The organism is Tsukamurella ocularis (assembly GCF_024807615.1).
Taxonomy (GTDB): domain Bacteria; phylum Actinomycetota; class Actinomycetes; order Mycobacteriales; family Mycobacteriaceae; genus Tsukamurella; species Tsukamurella ocularis.
Genome location: NZ_JANUCJ010000005.1, coordinates 230002 through 246304 on the forward strand (window position 1 = coordinate 230002; position 16303 = coordinate 246304).

The 16303-nt window shown below is 71.2% G+C and carries 14 protein-coding genes; 10 read left to right on the forward strand and 4 right to left on the reverse strand.

Going from position 1 to position 16303, the window contains the following annotated elements:
* Nucleotides 1–27: 27 nt before the first annotated feature.
* The 4 genes from HNP44_RS19885 to lipB all read left to right on the forward strand — a co-directional run bounded on the left by HNP44_RS19885 (nt 28) and on the right by lipB (nt 5109).
* Complete coding sequence (locus tag HNP44_RS19885) at nt 28–1554, forward strand: leucyl aminopeptidase (RefSeq protein WP_259144339.1); 1527 nt, start codon at nt 28–30, stop codon at nt 1552–1554.
* 155 nt (nt 1555–1709) lie between these two features.
* Complete coding sequence (gene sucB / locus HNP44_RS19890; protein ID WP_259144338.1) at nt 1710–3467, forward strand: 2-oxoglutarate dehydrogenase, E2 component, dihydrolipoamide succinyltransferase; 1758 nt, start codon at nt 1710–1712, stop codon at nt 3465–3467.
* A 21-nt stretch (nt 3468–3488) separates the two neighbouring features.
* Entirely contained in the window at nt 3489–4397 is a 909-nt protein-coding gene (locus tag HNP44_RS19895) for a TIGR01777 family oxidoreductase (protein ID WP_259144337.1), read from the forward strand.
* A gap of 10 nt (nt 4398–4407) precedes the next feature.
* Entirely contained in the window at nt 4408–5109 is a 702-nt protein-coding gene (lipB, locus tag HNP44_RS19900; protein ID WP_259144336.1) for a lipoyl(octanoyl) transferase LipB, read from the forward strand.
* Here lipB and HNP44_RS19905 read toward each other — a convergent pair.
* Nucleotides 5100–5483, reverse strand: coding sequence for a winged helix-turn-helix transcriptional regulator (locus HNP44_RS19905; protein WP_259144335.1), 384 nt, complete (start codon nt 5481–5483; stop codon nt 5100–5102). The genes lipB and HNP44_RS19905 overlap by 10 nt on opposite strands.
* Before the next feature lie 139 nt (nt 5484–5622).
* On the opposite strand from HNP44_RS19905, the gene HNP44_RS19910 reads away from it, so the two are divergent.
* Nucleotides 5623–8673 carry an MMPL family transporter gene (locus HNP44_RS19910; RefSeq protein WP_259144334.1) on the forward strand — a complete coding sequence of 1017 codons (3051 nt, stop codon included), beginning with the start codon at nt 5623–5625 and terminating at the stop codon, nt 8671–8673.
* Between the two features lie 19 nt (nt 8674–8692).
* Here the strand turns inward: HNP44_RS19910 and HNP44_RS19915 are convergent, their stop codons facing one another.
* A complete protein-coding gene (locus HNP44_RS19915) occupies nt 8693–9874 on the reverse strand; it encodes an MFS transporter (RefSeq protein ID WP_259144333.1) in 1182 nt (393 codons plus the stop codon).
* 97 nt (nt 9875–9971) lie between these two features.
* On the opposite strand from HNP44_RS19915, the gene lipA reads away from it, so the two are divergent.
* Together lipA and HNP44_RS19925 are read left to right on the forward strand one after the other, a co-directional pair.
* Nucleotides 9972–11000: a lipoyl synthase gene (gene lipA, locus HNP44_RS19920; protein WP_259144332.1), complete on the forward strand. Its 1029-nt coding sequence runs from the start codon at nt 9972–9974 to the stop codon at nt 10998–11000.
* A gap of 39 nt (nt 11001–11039) precedes the next feature.
* Nucleotides 11040–11801: a DUF4191 domain-containing protein gene (locus HNP44_RS19925; RefSeq protein WP_259144331.1), complete on the forward strand. Its 762-nt coding sequence runs from the start codon at nt 11040–11042 to the stop codon at nt 11799–11801.
* Between the two features lie 53 nt (nt 11802–11854).
* On the opposite strand, the gene HNP44_RS19930 is transcribed toward HNP44_RS19925, so the two are convergent.
* Nucleotides 11855–12337 (reverse strand): RDD family protein, encoded by a 483-nt coding sequence (locus HNP44_RS19930; protein ID WP_259144330.1) that lies wholly within the window; start codon nt 12335–12337, stop codon nt 11855–11857.
* A 187-nt stretch (nt 12338–12524) separates the two neighbouring features.
* Here HNP44_RS19930 and glnA point away from each other — a divergent pair, with 187 nt between their 5' ends.
* The 3 genes from glnA (at nt 12525) to HNP44_RS19945 (ending at nt 15338) form a co-directional block, all read left to right on the forward strand.
* Nucleotides 12525–13958, forward strand: a complete 1434-nt coding sequence (gene glnA / locus HNP44_RS19935; protein ID WP_259144329.1) for a type I glutamate--ammonia ligase — start codon at nt 12525–12527, stop codon at nt 13956–13958.
* 256 nt (nt 13959–14214) lie between these two features.
* Entirely contained in the window at nt 14215–14763 is a 549-nt protein-coding gene (locus HNP44_RS19940; protein WP_259144328.1) for an FKBP-type peptidyl-prolyl cis-trans isomerase, read from the forward strand.
* Between the two features lie 98 nt (nt 14764–14861).
* Nucleotides 14862–15338 carry a nitroreductase family deazaflavin-dependent oxidoreductase gene (locus tag HNP44_RS19945; protein ID WP_259144327.1) on the forward strand — a complete coding sequence of 159 codons (477 nt, stop codon included), beginning with the start codon at nt 14862–14864 and terminating at the stop codon, nt 15336–15338.
* Nucleotides 15339–15353: 15 nt separating this feature from the next.
* Here HNP44_RS19945 and HNP44_RS19950 read toward each other — a convergent pair whose 3' ends face one another.
* Nucleotides 15354–16292, reverse strand: coding sequence for an endonuclease/exonuclease/phosphatase family protein (locus HNP44_RS19950; protein ID WP_259144325.1), 939 nt, complete (start codon nt 16290–16292; stop codon nt 15354–15356).
* Nucleotides 16293–16303: the final 11 nt, after the last annotated feature.

Genomic DNA, 16303 nt, shown 5'->3' on the forward strand with positions numbered 1-16303 from the left:
CCCGCCGCCCCGACGAGAGGAAACCCCTTGAGCACGCCGTTCACCGGAACCGCCATCACGCTGACCGACGATCTCGCGGCGGCGACCGACGCGCTCGTCGTGGGCGTGTACTCCGCGGAGGGCGACGGGCCGATCACGCTCGACCCCGGGGTCCCGGAGGCCGCGCGCGGGCCTGTCGCGGAGGCGCTCGCGCTCCTCGGCGCCGAGGGCAAGGCCGGCGAGGTCGTCCGGATCGCGACGCCGGCCGGGATCGGCCTGGGCGCGGCGACGGTGCTGGGCGTGGGCCTGGGCGCCGAGAAGTCAGTGACCCCGGAGGCCGTGCGCCGCGCCGCGGGCGTCGCGGCCCGCGCGCTCGAGGGCGTGGCCGCGGCGGCGACCACCCTCTCCTCGATCGACCTGGCCGCGACCGTCGAGGGCGCGATCCTGGGTGCGTACCGGTTCGCCGAGTTCCGCACCACCTCGGCGCCGAAGAAGGAGACGCTCGGCGCGCTCGCGCTGCTCTCGGCCCCCGCGTCCGAGGCGCTCGCGGACGAGGTGCGCGGCACCGCCGAACAGGCCCGGCTGACGGCCGGCGCGGTGGCGCTGGCCCGCGACTTCGTCAACACCCCGCCGAACGTCCTCTCCCCCGGCGAGTTCGCCGACCGCGCCGAGCGGCTCGGCACCGCGGCCGGGCTGGACGTGGAGGTCTTCGACGAGCAGTACCTGGAGGCGAACGGTTACGGCGGCATCATCGGGGTCGGCAAGGGCAGCTCGCGCCCGCCGCGCCTCGTGCGCCTGCGCCACGTCTCGGGCGTCGACGGTGCCAAGCACGTCGCGCTGGTCGGCAAGGGCATCACCTTCGACACCGGCGGTATCTCGATCAAGCCGGCCGCGGGCATGGAGCAGATGACCTCCGACATGGGCGGCGCGGCGGCGGTCATCGCCACCGTGATCCTGGCCGCGCAGCTCGGACTGAAGGTCGACGTGACCGCGACGGTGCCGATGGCCGAGAACATGCCATCGCACACCGCGCAGCGCCCGGGCGACGTGCTCACCCAGTACCCCGGCGCCGAGAAGGGCGGGATCACCGTCGAGGTGATCAACACCGACGCCGAGGGCCGCCTGATCCTGGCCGACGCCATCGTCCGCGCCTGCGAGGACGAGCCGGACTACCTCATCGACACCGCGACGCTGACGGGCGCGCAGATGGTCGCGCTCGGCACCCGTACGCCCGGCGTCATGGGCACCGACGACTTCCGCGATCGCGTCGCTGAGCTCTCCCGCTCCGTCGGCGAGAACGGCTGGGCGATGCCCTTCCCGGAGGAGCTGCGCGCCGACATCAACTCGCGCGTCGCGGATCTGGCGAACGTGAGCCCCCACCGTTGGGGCGGCATGCTCACCGCAGGGGTGTACCTCAAGGAGTTCGTGGCCGACGGGGTGCAGTGGGCGCACGTCGACGTCGCGGGTCCGGCGTTCAACACCGGCGGGCCCTTCGGCTACATCACCAAGGGTGGTACGGGCGTCCCGGTCCGCACGATGCTCGCGGTGCTCCGCGACATCGCGCAGCGGGGCTGACGTCCCGCCCCCTGGGAGTTACCGGCGAGTAAGCCCCCAACCGCCGCGCGGACCCGACCCCTGAGGGTAGGGTCAGGTGTCGGTGGAGGCCACCAGCCGAAACCCGCGTTCAGCTCGTATCACAGCAGATAACCGAACCTGAGGAGTCAGAGGAAATGGCCTTCTCCGTCCAGATGCCGGCACTCGGCGAGAGCGTCACCGAAGGCACCGTCACCCGGTGGCTCAAGCAGGAGGGCGACACGATCACCGTCGACGAGCCCCTGCTCGAGGTCTCGACCGACAAGGTCGACACCGAGATCCCGGCTCCGGCTTCGGGTGTGCTGCTGAAGATCCTGGCGCAGGAGGACGACGTCGTCGAGGTCGGTGGCGATCTCGCCACCATCGGCGAGGCGGGCGAGTCCGCCCCCGCGGAGTCCACCCCTGCCCCCGCCGCCGAGCCCGAGCCGGCCCCCGCGGCCGCCGCTCCGGCCGAGCCCGCCGCTCCTGCGGCTCCGGCAGCCCCCGCGGCGCCTGCGGCTCCCGCCGCGCCCGCGTCGGGCACCGAGGTGACGATGCCCGAGCTGGGCGAGTCCGTCACCGAGGGCACCGTCACGCGCTGGCTCAAGAGCGTCGGCGACGAGATCGCCGTGGACGAGCCGCTGCTCGAGGTCTCCACCGACAAGGTCGACACGGAGATCCCGTCGCCCGTCGCCGGCACGCTGCTCGAGATCAAGGCGAACGAGGACGACGTCATCGCCGTGGGTGGCGCGCTCGCCGTCGTCGGCTCCGGCGCCCCCGCGGCATCGGCCGCGCCCGCCGCCCCGGCACCGGCTCCCGAGCCCACCCCGGCTCCCGCCGCTCCGGCCGCCCCCGCCGCCCCGGCTCCCGCGCCGACCCCCGCTCCTGCTGCGGCCGCTCCCGCGGCCCCGGCTGCTCCGGCCGCCCCCGCGGCGCCCGCCGCCCCGGCGGCTTCGTCATCGGATTCGACGCCGTACGTCACCCCGCTGGTGCGCAAGTTGGCCGCGGAGAACAACGTGGACCTGAACGCGGTCAAGGGCACCGGCGTCGGTGGCCGCATCCGCAAGCAGGACGTGCTGGCCGCAGCCGAGGCCGCCAAGGCCCCCGCCGCTCCGGCTGCTGCCGCCGCCCCCACGACCGCCGCGGCTCCGGCACCGTCGGCCCCGAAGGGCGCCCGCCCCGAGCTGGCGGCGCTCCGCGGCACCTCGCAGAAGACCAACCGCATCCGCCAGATCACCGCGAAGGTCACCCGGGAGTCGCTGCAGGGTTCCGCGCAGCTGACCCAGGTCTTCGAGGTCGACTTCTCCAAGATCGTGGCGCTGCGTGCGCAGGCGAAGGCCGCGTTCAAGGCGAACGAGGGCGTCAACCTGACCTACTTGCCCTTCATCGCCAAGGCGGTCATCGAGGCGCTCAAGGTGCACCCGAACGTCAACGCGTCGATCAGCGACGATTTCAAGGAGATCACCTACCACGGTGTGGTGAACCTGGGCATCGCCGTCGACACCCCGCAGGGCCTGCTCTCGCCGGTGATCAAGAACGCCGACGACCTGTCGCTGGCCGGGCTGGCCCGCGCGATCGTCGACCTGGCCGAGCGCACCCGCAACAGCGGCCTCAAGCCCGACGAGCTGTCCGGCGGCACGTTCACCATCACCAACATCGGTAGCGAGGGCGCGCTCTTCGACACCCCGATCCTGGTCCCGCCGCAGGCGGCGATGCTGGGCACCGGCGCGATCGTCAAGCGCCCGGTGGTGGTCAAGGACGCCGCGGGCACCGAGTCCATCGGCATCCACCCGATGGCCTTCCTGCCGCTGACCTACGATCACCGCCTCATCGACGGTGCCGACGCGGGCCGCTTCCTCACGACGGTCAAGCACCGTCTCGAGGAGGGCGCGTTCGAGGCGGATCTGGGCCTGTAATCCCCGGAACCACCCGATCTCATGGAACGACGGGTTGCCCTCGCCGGATCGTCGGGGCTCATCGGCACTGCGGTGTCGCGAGCCCTGACGCGGCGGGGCGACACCGTCGTTCCGCTCGTTCGGGGTGATTCGGCGCGCGGGCTCCCCTGGGATCCGGCGCGCGGCGAGGTCCCCGACCTGGCCGGGTTCGACGCCGTGATCGCCCTGAACGGCTCGGCCATCGCGGGCCGTCGGTGGACCGGCGCGGTGAAGCAGGACCTGCGCGACTCGAGGATCGAATCCTCCGCGGCGCTGGCCGAAGCGACCGCGCGCGACGGCGTGCCGGTGTTCTTGGGCGCGAGCGCGATCGGCGTCTACGGCGACGCGAGCGAGACCGAGTGCTTCGACGGACCGAACGGTACCCCGCCGGGTTCGGGCTTCCTCGCGAGCCTCTGCGTCGAGTGGGAGGCCGCCGCTGGTCCTGCGCGCGCCGGGGGCGTCACGGTGGCGCACCTGCGCTTCGGGCACGTCCTCTCCGCGGCCGGAGACCTCCTGCCCGTGCTGCGTCGCGTCTACCGCCTCGGATTGGGCGGCCGCCTCGGCAGCGGCCACCAGTGGATGTCGTGGATCTCGCGCGACGACGCCGCCCGCGCCGTCCTGCACGTGCTCGACGGTGCCCTTGCCGGCACGATCTCCGGGCCCGTCAACGTCGTCGCGCCGGCGCCCGTGCGGCAGCAGGCCTTCAGCGAGGCGCTCGGCCGCGAGGTGCACCGCCCCGCGCGCTGGGTGGTACCCCGGATCGCCCTGCGCACCGCAGTCGGCGAGATCGCCGACGAGGGCCTGCTCACGTCGCAGCGCGCCGTCCCGCGCGTGCTCCACGAGAGCGGATTCCGGTTCGCGCACACCACACTTCCCGCCGCACTCGCCGCGGCCATGGCGGACGAGGCGTAGCGTCGAGGGCATGCCCGCACGCTCCGCCCGCGCCGATTCCGCTCCGATCGTGGTCGAGGACCTCGGCACCATCGGCTATCAGGAGGCCTTCGATCTCCAGCACGACCTCGCGAACCAGCGCGCCGACGGCGCCATCGGCGACCGGCTGCTCCTCCTCGAGCACCCGCCCACGTTCACCGCGGGCAAGCGCACCGAGCCGCAGGACCTGCCGACGGACGGCAGCACCGTCATCGACGTGGACCGCGGCGGAAAGATCACCTGGCACGGCCCGGGCCAGCTGGTCGGCTACCCGATCATCAAGCTGGGCTCCGCGATGGACGTCGTCGACTACGTCCGCCGGATCGAGCAGGCGCTCATCGAGGTCTGCCGGGGCCTCGGGCTCGCGGTCGGCCGGGTCGAGGGCCGCTCGGGCGTGTGGTTCCCCGCCGACGGTGCGCGCCCCGAGCGCAAGGTGGGCGCCATCGGTATCCGGGTCGCGCGGGGCGTCACCCTGCACGGCTTCGCACTCAACTGCGACAACACGCTCGGCGGCTTCGAAGCGATCATCCCCTGCGGCATCCCCGACGCGGGCGTGACCACTCTGAGCTCCGAGCTGGGCCGTGACGTCACCGTCGGCGAGGTGCGCGATGCCGTCGTCGACGCGGTCCAGCGCGCGCTCGACGGCGACCTCCCCGTCACCGACGAGACCCTGCACGTCGCCGATCACGCCTGATCGGCCGAGCCCTCCTCCACACCGTCCCGGACGCCCTTCGCCCACGTCTTGGCCCACAGCTCCAGCGGGCCCAGGGCGATGAGCAGGGCCTTGCCCTGGTAACTGAGGCGGTAGGCACCGTCGGACGTCTGCGCCACGATGTGCGCCGCAGTGAGTTCCGAAAGGCGCTGCGAAAGCGTGCTCGACGAGATGCCCTCGATCTCGTTGCGCAGGTCGGAGAACCGCGACTTCCCGAACCGCAGCTCCCACACGATCCGCAGCGCCCACCGCCGGCCGAACAGGTCGAGCGCGGCCATCATCGGCCGCCCGGTGTCCGAACCTCGGACGGGCCGCCCGGGTAGCGGGCGGTCGACGTCCCGGTCGTTGTGACCCATGTCACTCCCCCTGCCGCTCTGCGGCGGAACCCACACCGAGAGGCTCTAGGCGTGCCTCGTCGATAGAGATTACGGTTCACACCTATCAGTCTAGTTCGATTTTTGGACCGCGGCCGGCTCTCTTCCGGCGGACCGGAAGGTGACCGTGATCGACGCCCATAGTAATTCCGCAGCGAAACAGCCCTTCTTCGCGCGGCTCGGCCGGCTCTGCGTGCGCTACGCCGCCTGGATCCTGCTGTTCTGGATCTCCGTCGCCGGTGTCCTCAACGTCGCGGTGCCGCAGCTCGAGGTCACGGTCCACAAGCACTCCGCGCCGTTCATCCCGGGCGACCTGCCCGGCGTCGACGGGCTGCGGGCGATGGCCGAGGAATTCGGCACCCCGTCGTCCACGGCGCAGGGCAACGTCATCATCAGCGCCGAGGGAAAGATCGGCCCGGAGCAGGAGCAGTACTACCGGGCGCTCACCACGGCACTCGAGGCCGACAAGGAACACGTCGCCTACGTCATCGACACGTTCGGCAAGCCGGCTGCACGCGAAGTGGGCCTGAGCCCCGACGGCAAGGCGATCAATCTGCTCGTCGCCGAGGTGGGCGACATCGGCTCCACCCGAGCGCAATCGAGCACCGAGGCGATCCGCGCCACGATCCGCTCGATCCCGGCCCCGGCGGGCACGACCGTGGAGTTCACGGGCACCGCGCCGACCCTGTCGGACCTGTTCACCGCGATCGACGCCTCGCTGCTGGTGATCACCGCGGTCTCAGTGGTGCTCATCATGGCGCTGCTGCTCATCACCTACCGGTCGATCGGCGCGGCGATGGTGCCGCTGCTGACCATCGGCCTGTCGCTCGCCGTCGCGCGGCCCATCGTCTCGCTGCTCGGCGAGCACGAAGTGATCCCCGTGTCCAACTTCTCCATCGCGATCATGACGGCCATGGTGCTCGGCGCCGCCACCGACTACGCGATCTTCGCCGTCGCCGGGTACCACGAAGCGCGCCGCGCAGGAGCCCCCTCCGAGGAGGCCGCGGTCGCCGCGTCGACGCGCGTCGGACGCATCATCGTCGCCTCCGCCCTCACCATCGCCGTGGCGAGCGGCGCGATGATCTTCTGCAAAGTCGGCATCTTCGTCACTGCCGGCCTGCCCACGACGATCTCGATCATCGTCACCTGCCTCATCGCGCTCACCCTGCCGCCCGCGCTGCTGCGCTTCCTGGGCGCGCGCGGCTGGGTCGAGCCGCGGCCCGGCACCGAGAAGCGCTGGCGCCGCACGGGTGCGAAGGTGATGCGCCGCGCGGTGCCGCTGTCGGCGGCCGCGCTCGTGGTGCTGCTCGCCGCCGCGGCGGTGCTGCCCAGCATGGTGATCGGCTTTGACGAGAACCGGATGCAGCTGCGGGCCACGGACTCCCGCAACGGCTACGAGACGGTGCAGGAGCACTGGGGCGTCAACGAGGCGGTGCCGGAGTTCCTGCTCATCCGCGCCGATCACGACATGCGCAACACCCACGACCTGGCGGCGCTCGAGGCCATCGCGATCGGGGTGTCGAACCTGCCGCAGGTCGCCTACGTCCGGTCGATCACCAGGCCCGACGGCAAGCCCATCCCCGAATCGGCGGTCGGCTATCAGACGCAGCAGGTGGCGAACGGCCTCGGTGACGCGAGCCGGCAGCTCAAGGAGGCCTCACCGCAGCTCCAGGCGCTCGCCTCCGGCGTCGACCAGCTCAACGCCGGCGCGAGCGAGGCGTCGCGCCGGGTCCCGGAGCTCGTCGCGGGTACGCAGCGCGTGACCGGCCTCGCGTCGGGCGTGCTCGACGCGCTGACCTCCGCCCAGCAGGCGCTGGCGACCGCGAGCGGCGGCACCGTCGACGTGAACGCCGCGACCGCCCTGCTGCGCAGCGCCGTCGCCACCCTGACCACCGCCGCCGACGCCGTGCGGACCGCGCAACGGCAGAACGCCGGGATCGGCGACGTCTTCGGCCCGCTGGTCGGCCCCGCCTCCCCCGCCTGCACCGCCGACGTGAACTGCACAGCCGCGCGCCGGGCCTTCGCCGAACTCGATCGCGCGACGTCCGGGCGGGCCTCGTCGGCGGTCCGCGCCGCCACAGTCGTGCTGCCCGCAGGTACGACGGATCGCGCAGCGACCGCGCTCGCCCAGGCCGACGACGCCCTCGCTCGCCTGCAGGGTCTCCTCACGGGCCTCGGCGCGCTCAGCCCGGAACAGGTCAAGGGCCAGCTCGCCGAGCTCAATGCGGGCGTCACCCAGCTCTCCACCGGCCTCTCTCAGCTCAGCACGGGCCTGGGACAGGTAAAGACGGGTACCGATCAGGTGGTGGAGATGACGGGCCGCCTCCAAGAGGGCCTCGGCACCGCGACGGACTACCTCACCGGGCTCAGCTCCGGCACCACCGAAGGCCCGGGCCGCGGCTTCTACCTGCCCGCGCAGGGGCTGCAGTCGGACCGCTTCGTCGACGGCTCGCGAGTGCTCATGTCGCCGGACGGCCGGTCCGCCCGCATGCTCGTGGTGTGGGGCATCAACCCGTACTCGGACGAGGCCCTGAACACCTCCGCCTCGATCCCCGACGCCGCGCGCGCCGCGGCGAAGGGAACGGTGCTCGAACCCGCCACGATGGACGGCTTCGGCCTCGCGTCGATCTCGGCGCAGATGCGCGAGCAGGTGCTGCGCGACTTCCTGCTCTTCGGCCTGGTCGCCGTGATCGGCGTCTTCCTGGTGCTGCTGGTGTTGCTCCGCGCGGTGATCGCGGCGGCGCTCATGGTCGCCACCGTGGTGCTGTCCTTCGCCGCCGCGGCGGGCGCGTCGGTGCTCCTCTGGCAGCACGGGCTCGGCATCCCCGTCGACTGGTCGGTGCTGCCGATCGCCTTCATGGCGCTGGTCGCGGTGGGCGCCGACTACAGCATGCTGTTCGCGGACCGCATCCGCGAGGAGGCCGCCGGGGATTCGACGGTGCGCGGCGTGCTCCGCGCGTTCGGCACCACGGGCAGCGTGATCACCACCGCCGGGCTGGTCTTCGCGATCACCATGTTCGCGCTGATGAGCGGCAGCGTGATCAACCTGCTCCAGATCGGCTCGACCATCGGCATCGGCCTCCTGATCGACATCGTGGTGGTGCGCACGGTGTTCGTGCCCGCCGCGATCACAGCGCTCGGCGACCGCGTGTGGTGGCCGTCGAAACCCTGACGGGACCGTCCCGGGTCAGCTAGGCCCGGGACGGCGCGGCGCCGAGGCGCACGGAGGCGAAGCACAAGAGCGCGGCCGCCACGGCGAACGCGGTCGCCGTGGCGGCGAACCACGGGCCACCCACCACCAGCGCGCCCAGCACCGACGTGCCGGTCGCGACCCCGGCGTTCGTGCACGCGTTGTTCCAGCCGAGCACGGCGGCACGGTTGTCGGGGTCAGCAGACGAAAGGTAGGTCTGCTGCGCGGAGAAGAAGGCCCCACCGCCCGCGCACCACACCGCCACGGCCGCGATGACCACCGCGGGGACGGTCGCCGTCGTGGCGACTGCGACCCCCGCGGCGACGACCAGAGCGGCACCGGCCGGCACCCACGCCGGGTGCACGCCGCGACCGGCGAGCCGGTCGACGAGCACGCCCGTACTGACGGACCCGGCCATCGAGCCGATCCCGACCACGAGGCCCACCAGGCCCAGCGCGGTGAGGCCGTAGCCGAACCGCTGGGAGAGGAGAACGCCGACGTAGGTGTATGCGCCGAGCCGCCCCGCCTGGAGTAGCAGCGACGACGAGAAGGCCAGCGCGATCCGCCGGTCGCGCCAGGGTGCGAACAGGCCGCCCCGGTCAGGGCCGGGAGCGGACGGGCCTGCTGACGGCAGGCGCAGAGCCGTCATCGCGGCCACCGCCAACATCGGCACGCCGATCAGCAGGTACGGCGCGCGCCACCCGAGCCCCGTCGCCAGGAGCGCGCCCAGCGGTACGCCCAGCACCTGGCCGCCGGCGTACGCGGCCGCGCCCAGCGAGACCGCCCGGCCGCGCTCCGCGGGCGCGGCGTACTCGGCGAGGTACGCCCAGATCGACGGTGCGCCGAGGGCCGCGCCGAGGCCGGAGAGCGCACGGGCCGCGACGAGCAGCTCCAGGGACGGCGCGAGGTAGCTGAGGACGTCCGCCACCGCGAAGACCGCCATCCCGGCGGCGATCGCGTGCCGCCGCGCGAGCCGGTCCGAGAGCCTGCCGAAGAGGGGCCCGGTGACGGCGTAGCAGAGGACGTAGGCGGTGACGACGTTGCCCGCGGCGCCGGTCGACGCGTCGAAGGCGCGCGCGATGTCGGGCAGCAGCGGCGCGACGAGGTTCATCTCGGCGCCCATGAGGAAGAACACCAGGTAGAGCACAACGAACGTGCCCCACGGGGTCCGCCCCAGCGTCATCTCCGCACCTCCTGCCCGAGTCAGATTAGATGATCGAATAATCAAGGTCGACGAGGCGTGACCCGCGCCACCGTCGGCTCGCGCGGCCGGGCGTAGCATGGATCGAGTGAGTACCCCGGAGAACCCCCGCAAGCTACTCCGCCTCGAGGTCCGTAACGCACAGACCCCGATCGAGCGCAAGCCGAACTGGATCCGCACGCGCGCGAAGATGGGCCCTGAATTCACCGAGCTCAAGGGCCTCGTCAAGCGTGAGGGCCTCCACACGGTGTGCGAGGAGGCGGGCTGCCCCAACATCTACGAATGCTGGGAGGACCGCGAGGCCACCTTCCTCATCGGCGGTGAGCAATGCACCCGCCGCTGCGACTTCTGCCAGATCGACACGGGCAAGCCCGCGGAGCTGGATCGGGACGAGCCGCGCCGCGTCGCCGAGTCGGTGCAGGCGATGGGCCTGCGCTACTCCACCATCACGGGCGTCGCTCGCGACGACCTGCCGGACGAGGGCGTGTGGCTGTACGCCGAGACGGTGCGCCAGATCCACGCGCTGAACCCGAACACAGGCGTCGAGAACCTGATCCCCGACTTCCACGCCAAGCCGGAGCTGTTGGCCGAGGTCTTCGAGTCGCGCCCCGAGGTGCTGGCCCACAACCTGGAGACAGTGCCGCGCATCTTCAAGCGGATCCGTCCGGCGTTCCGGTACGACCGCTCGCTCGACGTGATCCGCCAGGCTCGCGACTTCGGCCTGGTCACCAAGTCGAATCTCATCCTCGGCATGGGAGAGACCCCCGAGGAGGTCACGGAGGCGATGCGCGACCTGCACGATGCGGGCTGCGACATCATCACCATCACGCAGTACCTGCGCCCGTCGCCGCGGCACCACCCCGTGGAGCGGTGGGTCAAGCCCGAGGAGTTCGTCGAGCACACCGCCGCCGCCGAGGAGATGGGCTTCGCCGGTGTCATGGCCGGACCGCTCGTGCGCTCGTCGTACCGCGCGGGCAAGCTCTACGCGAAGGCGATGGCGCACCACGGCCGGCCCATCCCGGAGAACATGGCGCACCTGACCGCCGAGGGTGATGCGGCGCAGGAGGCCACCTCGGTGCTGAGCCGGATGGCCGCCGCCGCGAAGTAGCGGTTCGGCGTGAAGTAGTCGCACATTAAGCTGGGGGACATGGCACAGGACAAGGCAGCCGCCGACAAGCTCAAGGCGCAGAAGGCCGAGGCGAAGCGCGTTCGCAGGGCCGCTTCGAAGGACCGCCGCAAGCAGATGTGGCAGGCGTTCCAGATGCAGCGCAAGGAAGACAAGGCGCTGGTACCGATCATGGTCGGCGTCTTCGTCGCGGCGGTGGCGCTCTCGCTGGTGATCGGCTACTTCGCCGGCACGTGGTGGATGTTCCTCATCCTCGGCGTGCTGCTCGGCGCTCTCGGCGCGTTCATCGTCTTCACCCGCCGCCTGGAGCGCAGCGTGTACACGAAGAACGAGGGCCAGGTCGGCGCCGCCGGCTGGGCGCTCGACAACATGCGCGGCTCGTGGCGCGTGACGCAGGCCGTCGCCCGCACCACCCACGCCGACGCGGTGCACCGCGTGATCGGCAAGCCCGGCGTGATCCTTGTGGCCGAGGGCAACGAGGGCCGGATCAAAGGCCTGCTCGCGCAAGAGAAGAAGAAGACGGCCCGAGTGGTGGGGCAGACCCCGATCTACGAGTTCACCGTGGGCAACGAGGAGGGGCAGGTCCCGCTCCGAAAACTGCAGCGGTCCCTGAACAAGCTCCCGTCGAACATCAACGGCAAGAAGATCGACGAGCTGGAGGGCCGGCTCGCGGCGCTCTCCACCCGTACAGGCGGCGCGCAGATGCCGCGCGGGCCGCTGCCGCAGGGTGCGAAGATGCGCAGCGTGCAGCGCACCGTCCGGCGCAAGACCGGCTCGAACTGACCGCCCTCGGGGCCCGCTACGGCGGGCCCTGAGTCGTCAGCGGGCCTGCGTCGTCAGCGCGCCTTGACGAGGATCGTTCCGGTGGCGCGATCGTGCATGCCGCGACCGTCGACGTCCTGGATGAGCGGCGGCACGATGAAGACGATGAGCAGGTTGCGCGCCAGCGCGCGGACGAAGCCCACCCGCATCTGCGGGTTCTCGATCCGCGCGACGCGGAGCCCGGCGAAGTACTGGCCGGGCGTGAAGCCGAACAGGGTCACCGACAGTACGCCGACCGCGAACCAGATACCCAGCGCGAGCGTATCGAAGGCGGTGGGCTCCCCCGCGAAGACGCGGCTCGGTCCCACGATCGCCACCGCGATCAGCGCGGACGGCACCCAGTCGAGGAACAGGCCCAGCACGCGGCGGCCCGAGCCGGCGGCCGACCCGGCACCGTCGCGCGGCAGACCCAGGGCCTGCCCTCGGTACTCGCCGTGCGCGCCCTCCGGCAGGGCCGCGGAGGCACCGGAGAGCCATGATCCCGTTTCTCGACGCATGCACTCAGGGTACGTGGGGTCCGATTCGGCGGCCTTCCGGACGGCCCTCGATGTGTAACACCGATGAAACATTGCGTTAGTTCTCGGGCAACACCTCGTCCATACCGTTCATTCTCGTAACCTCGGTGGTGGTGCGAACGGTACGACCGTGGCCGTCACCGCCGGACGACGAAGGAGCCAGTAACAGGTGTTCACTACCAAAGAGGAACTTCTCGACTACCTGAAGAAGGAAGACGTCGAGTACGTCGACATCCGCTTCTGCGATCTGCCCGGCACGATGCAGCACTTCAGCATCCCCGCCTCGGCGTTCGACGAGAGCGTCTTCGAGGACGGTCTGGCCTTCGACGGTTCGTCGATCCGCGGCTTCCAGTCGATCGACGAGTCGGACATGATGCTGCTGCCCGACGTCACCACGGCGCGCATCGACCCCTTCCGTGCGGCGAAGACCCTGAACATCTCGTTCTTCGTGCACGACCCGTTCACCCGCGAGGCCTACAGCCGCGACCCGCGCAACATCGCGCGCAAGGCGGAGGAGTACCTCCGGAGCACCGGCATCGCCGACACCTGCTTCTTCGGTGCCGAGGCCGAGTTCTACATCTTCGACTCGGTCTCGTTCGACTCGACGATCAACGGCTCGTTCTACGAGGTCGACTCGATCTCGGGCTCCTGGAACACCGGCCGCGCGGTCGAGGAGGACGGCTCCCCGAACCTCGGCTACAAGGTCAAGACCAAGGGTGGCTACTTCCCCGTCGCGCCGTACGACCACTACGTGGACCTGCGCGACAAGATCTCGACCAACCTGCAGAACGCCGGCTTCACGCTCGAGCGCGGCCACCACGAGGTGGGCACCGGCGGCCAGGCCGAGATCAACTACAAGTTCGACACGCTGCTGCACGCGGCTGACGACGTCCAGCTCTTCAAGTACATCGTGAAGAACACCGCGTGGCAGGAGGGCAAGACCGTCACGTTCATGCCGAAGCCGCTGTTCGGCGACAACGGCTCGGGCATGCACGCCCACCAATCGCTGTGGAAGGACGGCAAGCCGCTGTTCTACGACGAGGCCGGCTACGGCGGTCTGTCGGATCTGGCGCGCTGGTACATCGGCGGCATCCTGCACCACGCCCCGTCGCTGCTCGCGTTCACCAACCCGACGATCAACTCGTACAAGCGTCTGGTGCCGGGCTACGAGGCCCCGATCAACCTGGTGTACAGCCAGCGCAACCGCTCGGCGTGCGTCCGTATCCCGATCACGGGCAACAACCCCAAGGCAAAGCGCATCGAGTTCCGTTGCCCCGACTCCTCGGGCAACCCGTACCTGGCCTTCGCCGCCATGATGATGGCCGGCCTGGACGGCATCAAGAACAAGATCGAGCCGCACGCCCCGGTCGACAAGGACCTCTACGAGCTGCCGCCCGAGGAGGCCAAGGGCATCCCGCAGGCCCCGACGCAGCTCGCGGACGTGATCGACCGTCTCGAGGAGGACCACGAGTACCTCACCGCCGGTGGCGTCTTCACCGAGGACCTGATCGAGGAGTGGATCTCCTACAAGCGTGAGAACGAGATCGCGCCGGTCAACCTGCGCCCGCACCCGTACGAGTTCCAGCTCTACTACGACGTGTGATCGACTGAGCTCCAACCGGTTCGGCCCCGCACCTGTTCAGGTGCGGGGCCGAACCCGTATCGTCGGTGGTGACCGGGAGGCGAACCTGTTCGACGCCGAGGACCTCGGCCGCGGCTCCGCCCGCCCGAATCCGTCCTAACGCCGGTGACGGCCTGGATCACCGGGAACCTTGGGGGCCAGTGACGGTTCATGCGGAGCCGGTCGGTCCGCCTGGGACGCTGCTGAAGGCCTTCGGCGAGACGGTAGGTTCGAGACCATGCGTGCCTCCCGTTCGACCCTCGCCCTCGCCTCCGTCGTCCTCGCTGCGGCGTCCCTCACCGCGTGCAGTACGCCGGAGGCCTCCGCGGCCTGCCCCACGGGCGCCCCGAGCACCGCCAACTCCCCCGACTGGACCTACCAGGGGCAAACCGGCTCCATCGTGGTCACGGGCCCCTCGGACACCGCATCCCCGCAGATCACCGTTGAGAAGCCCTTCTCCGTCGAGCAGACCCACGTCCAGGCCTTCAACCCGCCCGGCGACGGTGCCGTGGTCGGCGACACCGCGACGGTCTCGGTCTGCTACCTGGGAGTCAACGGCCGCACCGGCGAGCGCTTCGACAGCACCTACGACCGCGGCAAGCCTGCGTCGTTCTCACTCGACGGAGTGATCCCCGGCTTCAAGAAGGCCATCGCGGGCAACAAGGTCGGCACCTCCGTGGGCGTGGCGATCGCGCCCGCCGACGGCTACGTGACGGGCCAGCCCTCGGCCGGGATCCAGGCCGGCGACACGTTGATCTTCGCGATCAAGATCCTCTCCGCGTCGTAGCTCTCAGGCCGTCGCGGGCCCGCGGATTCAGGGATCGCCCTGATGCGCGGCGCGGACGCCGCCGCGAGACTGGGAGCACACCGATCCCTGGAGGCGTCATGCGCGTACTGTCCGCCGTCGTCGGAGCCGTGGTGCTCCTCCCCCTTGCCGCGCTGGCGGTGATTCTCGCCGGTATCCGGTTCCGGATCCGTCCCGTCCTGAACGTCGTGCGCCGGGTCAACCGGGACTTCACGAACCCGCGCGCCGTCCACGCCGCCGAGTCCCCCGACTCGACCCGCACGGTGGTGCGGCACGTGGGGCGGCGCAGCGGCACGGCCTACGAGACGCCGGTCGACGCGTTCGCGACCGACCGCGGCACGCTCGTCATCGCGCTGCCCTACGGGCCGGACACCGACTGGGTTCGCAACGTCCGTGCCGCGGGTACCGTGGACCTCGTGCGGCACGGTGCGACGCACACCGCGACGGAACCCCGCGTCGTCGCGACGACCGACGTCATCGACGAGATCCCGCCGGGCGCACGGCGCACCCTGCGGCTGTTCAACGTCGAGAACTGCCTGGAGCTCCACGTCGCCTGAGCGCCGTGCACTCCCTCAGCCCACCCGGGCGAGCAGCGCCCGGTGATCCGCGCCGGGCACCTCGTGGCCGGTGACCTCGGCCGCCCCGAGCCCGCGCAGCAGCACGTGGTCGATGCCCACCACGGGCGGGTAGGTCTTGTCCGTCGGGTAGGTGGGCAGCCAGCCCGCGCCGGCGAGCTGCCCCGCGTCGCGGTATCCGCCCGTGAGCAGGCTACGGAAGCGCACATGGTCGAAGGTGGCGTTGTAGTCCCCCAGCGCGACGACGGGGCGCCCCTCGGGAACGCCCTGCAGGAGGGTACCGATCCGGCGCAGCTCGGAGTCCCAGGTCTCCGGGTCCAGGGGCGGCATCGGGTGCAGCGCGAAGAGCTGCACGTCGCCCCGGCCGGGGACGGTCGCGACGGCGGTCAGCGCGTTCATGACGAAGCCGGGGACGGTGCCGGTGCTCGTGAGGGGGTGGCGGCTGTAGAGCGCGGTCCCGTCGGCCAGCGCTGCGGGCCGGACGATCGAGTGCGGCAGGTCCGTGGCGATGCTGGACGCGGCGATCCGCCGGGCGGCCTCATCCGTCACCTCGAGGACGGCGAGCACATCCACGCGGTTCTCGCGGACCAGCTTCGCGAGCGCATCCACATCGCCTGCACCCACTTGGATGTTCGCGCTGAGCACGGTGAGCTCCGGTCCGGCGGGCGCCGGCTCGCCGCGCCACAGCGGCGCCTGCACCCAGACCCCGGCGGCCACCACCGCCACCGCCAGCACGAGACGCAGCAGCGCACGGACGTACAGCAGGCACACCACCGCGATCGCGATGCAGGCCACCCAGAGCACCGGCGAGACCGCAGCGGCGGCCACCGTGATCTTGTCGGTCCCGGGCCAGAAGTGCAGCACGAGCGCCAGGAGCGCGCCCAGCAGGGCAGCGGTGCCGACGATGCTTGCCGCCATCCGGAAGAAGATCCTCATGCCGCCATCCT

Excerpts from the sequence above, each read along its gene's own strand:
- sucB (WP_259144338.1), top strand. The coding sequence starts at position 1,710 with ATGGCCTTCTCCGTCCAGATGCCGGCACTCGGCGAGAGCGTCACCGAA.
- HNP44_RS19895 (WP_259144337.1), top strand. The coding sequence starts at position 3,489 with ATGGAACGACGGGTTGCCCTCGCCGGATCGTCGGGGCTCATCGGCACT.
- lipB (WP_259144336.1), top strand. The coding sequence starts at position 4,408 with ATGCCCGCACGCTCCGCCCGCGCCGATTCCGCTCCGATCGTGGTCGAG.
- HNP44_RS19905 (WP_259144335.1), bottom strand. The coding sequence starts at position 5,483 with ATGGGTCACAACGACCGGGACGTCGACCGCCCGCTACCCGGGCGGCCC.
- HNP44_RS19915 (WP_259144333.1), bottom strand. The coding sequence starts at position 9,874 with ATGACGCTGGGGCGGACCCCGTGGGGCACGTTCGTTGTGCTCTACCTG.
- lipA (WP_259144332.1), top strand. The coding sequence starts at position 9,972 with ATGGATCGAGTGAGTACCCCGGAGAACCCCCGCAAGCTACTCCGCCTC.
- HNP44_RS19925 (WP_259144331.1), top strand. The coding sequence starts at position 11,040 with ATGGCACAGGACAAGGCAGCCGCCGACAAGCTCAAGGCGCAGAAGGCC.
- HNP44_RS19930 (WP_259144330.1), bottom strand. The coding sequence starts at position 12,337 with ATGCGTCGAGAAACGGGATCATGGCTCTCCGGTGCCTCCGCGGCCCTG.
- HNP44_RS19940 (WP_259144328.1), top strand. The coding sequence starts at position 14,215 with ATGCGTGCCTCCCGTTCGACCCTCGCCCTCGCCTCCGTCGTCCTCGCT.
- HNP44_RS19945 (WP_259144327.1), top strand. The coding sequence starts at position 14,862 with ATGCGCGTACTGTCCGCCGTCGTCGGAGCCGTGGTGCTCCTCCCCCTT.
- HNP44_RS19950 (WP_259144325.1), bottom strand. The coding sequence starts at position 16,292 with ATGAGGATCTTCTTCCGGATGGCGGCAAGCATCGTCGGCACCGCTGCC.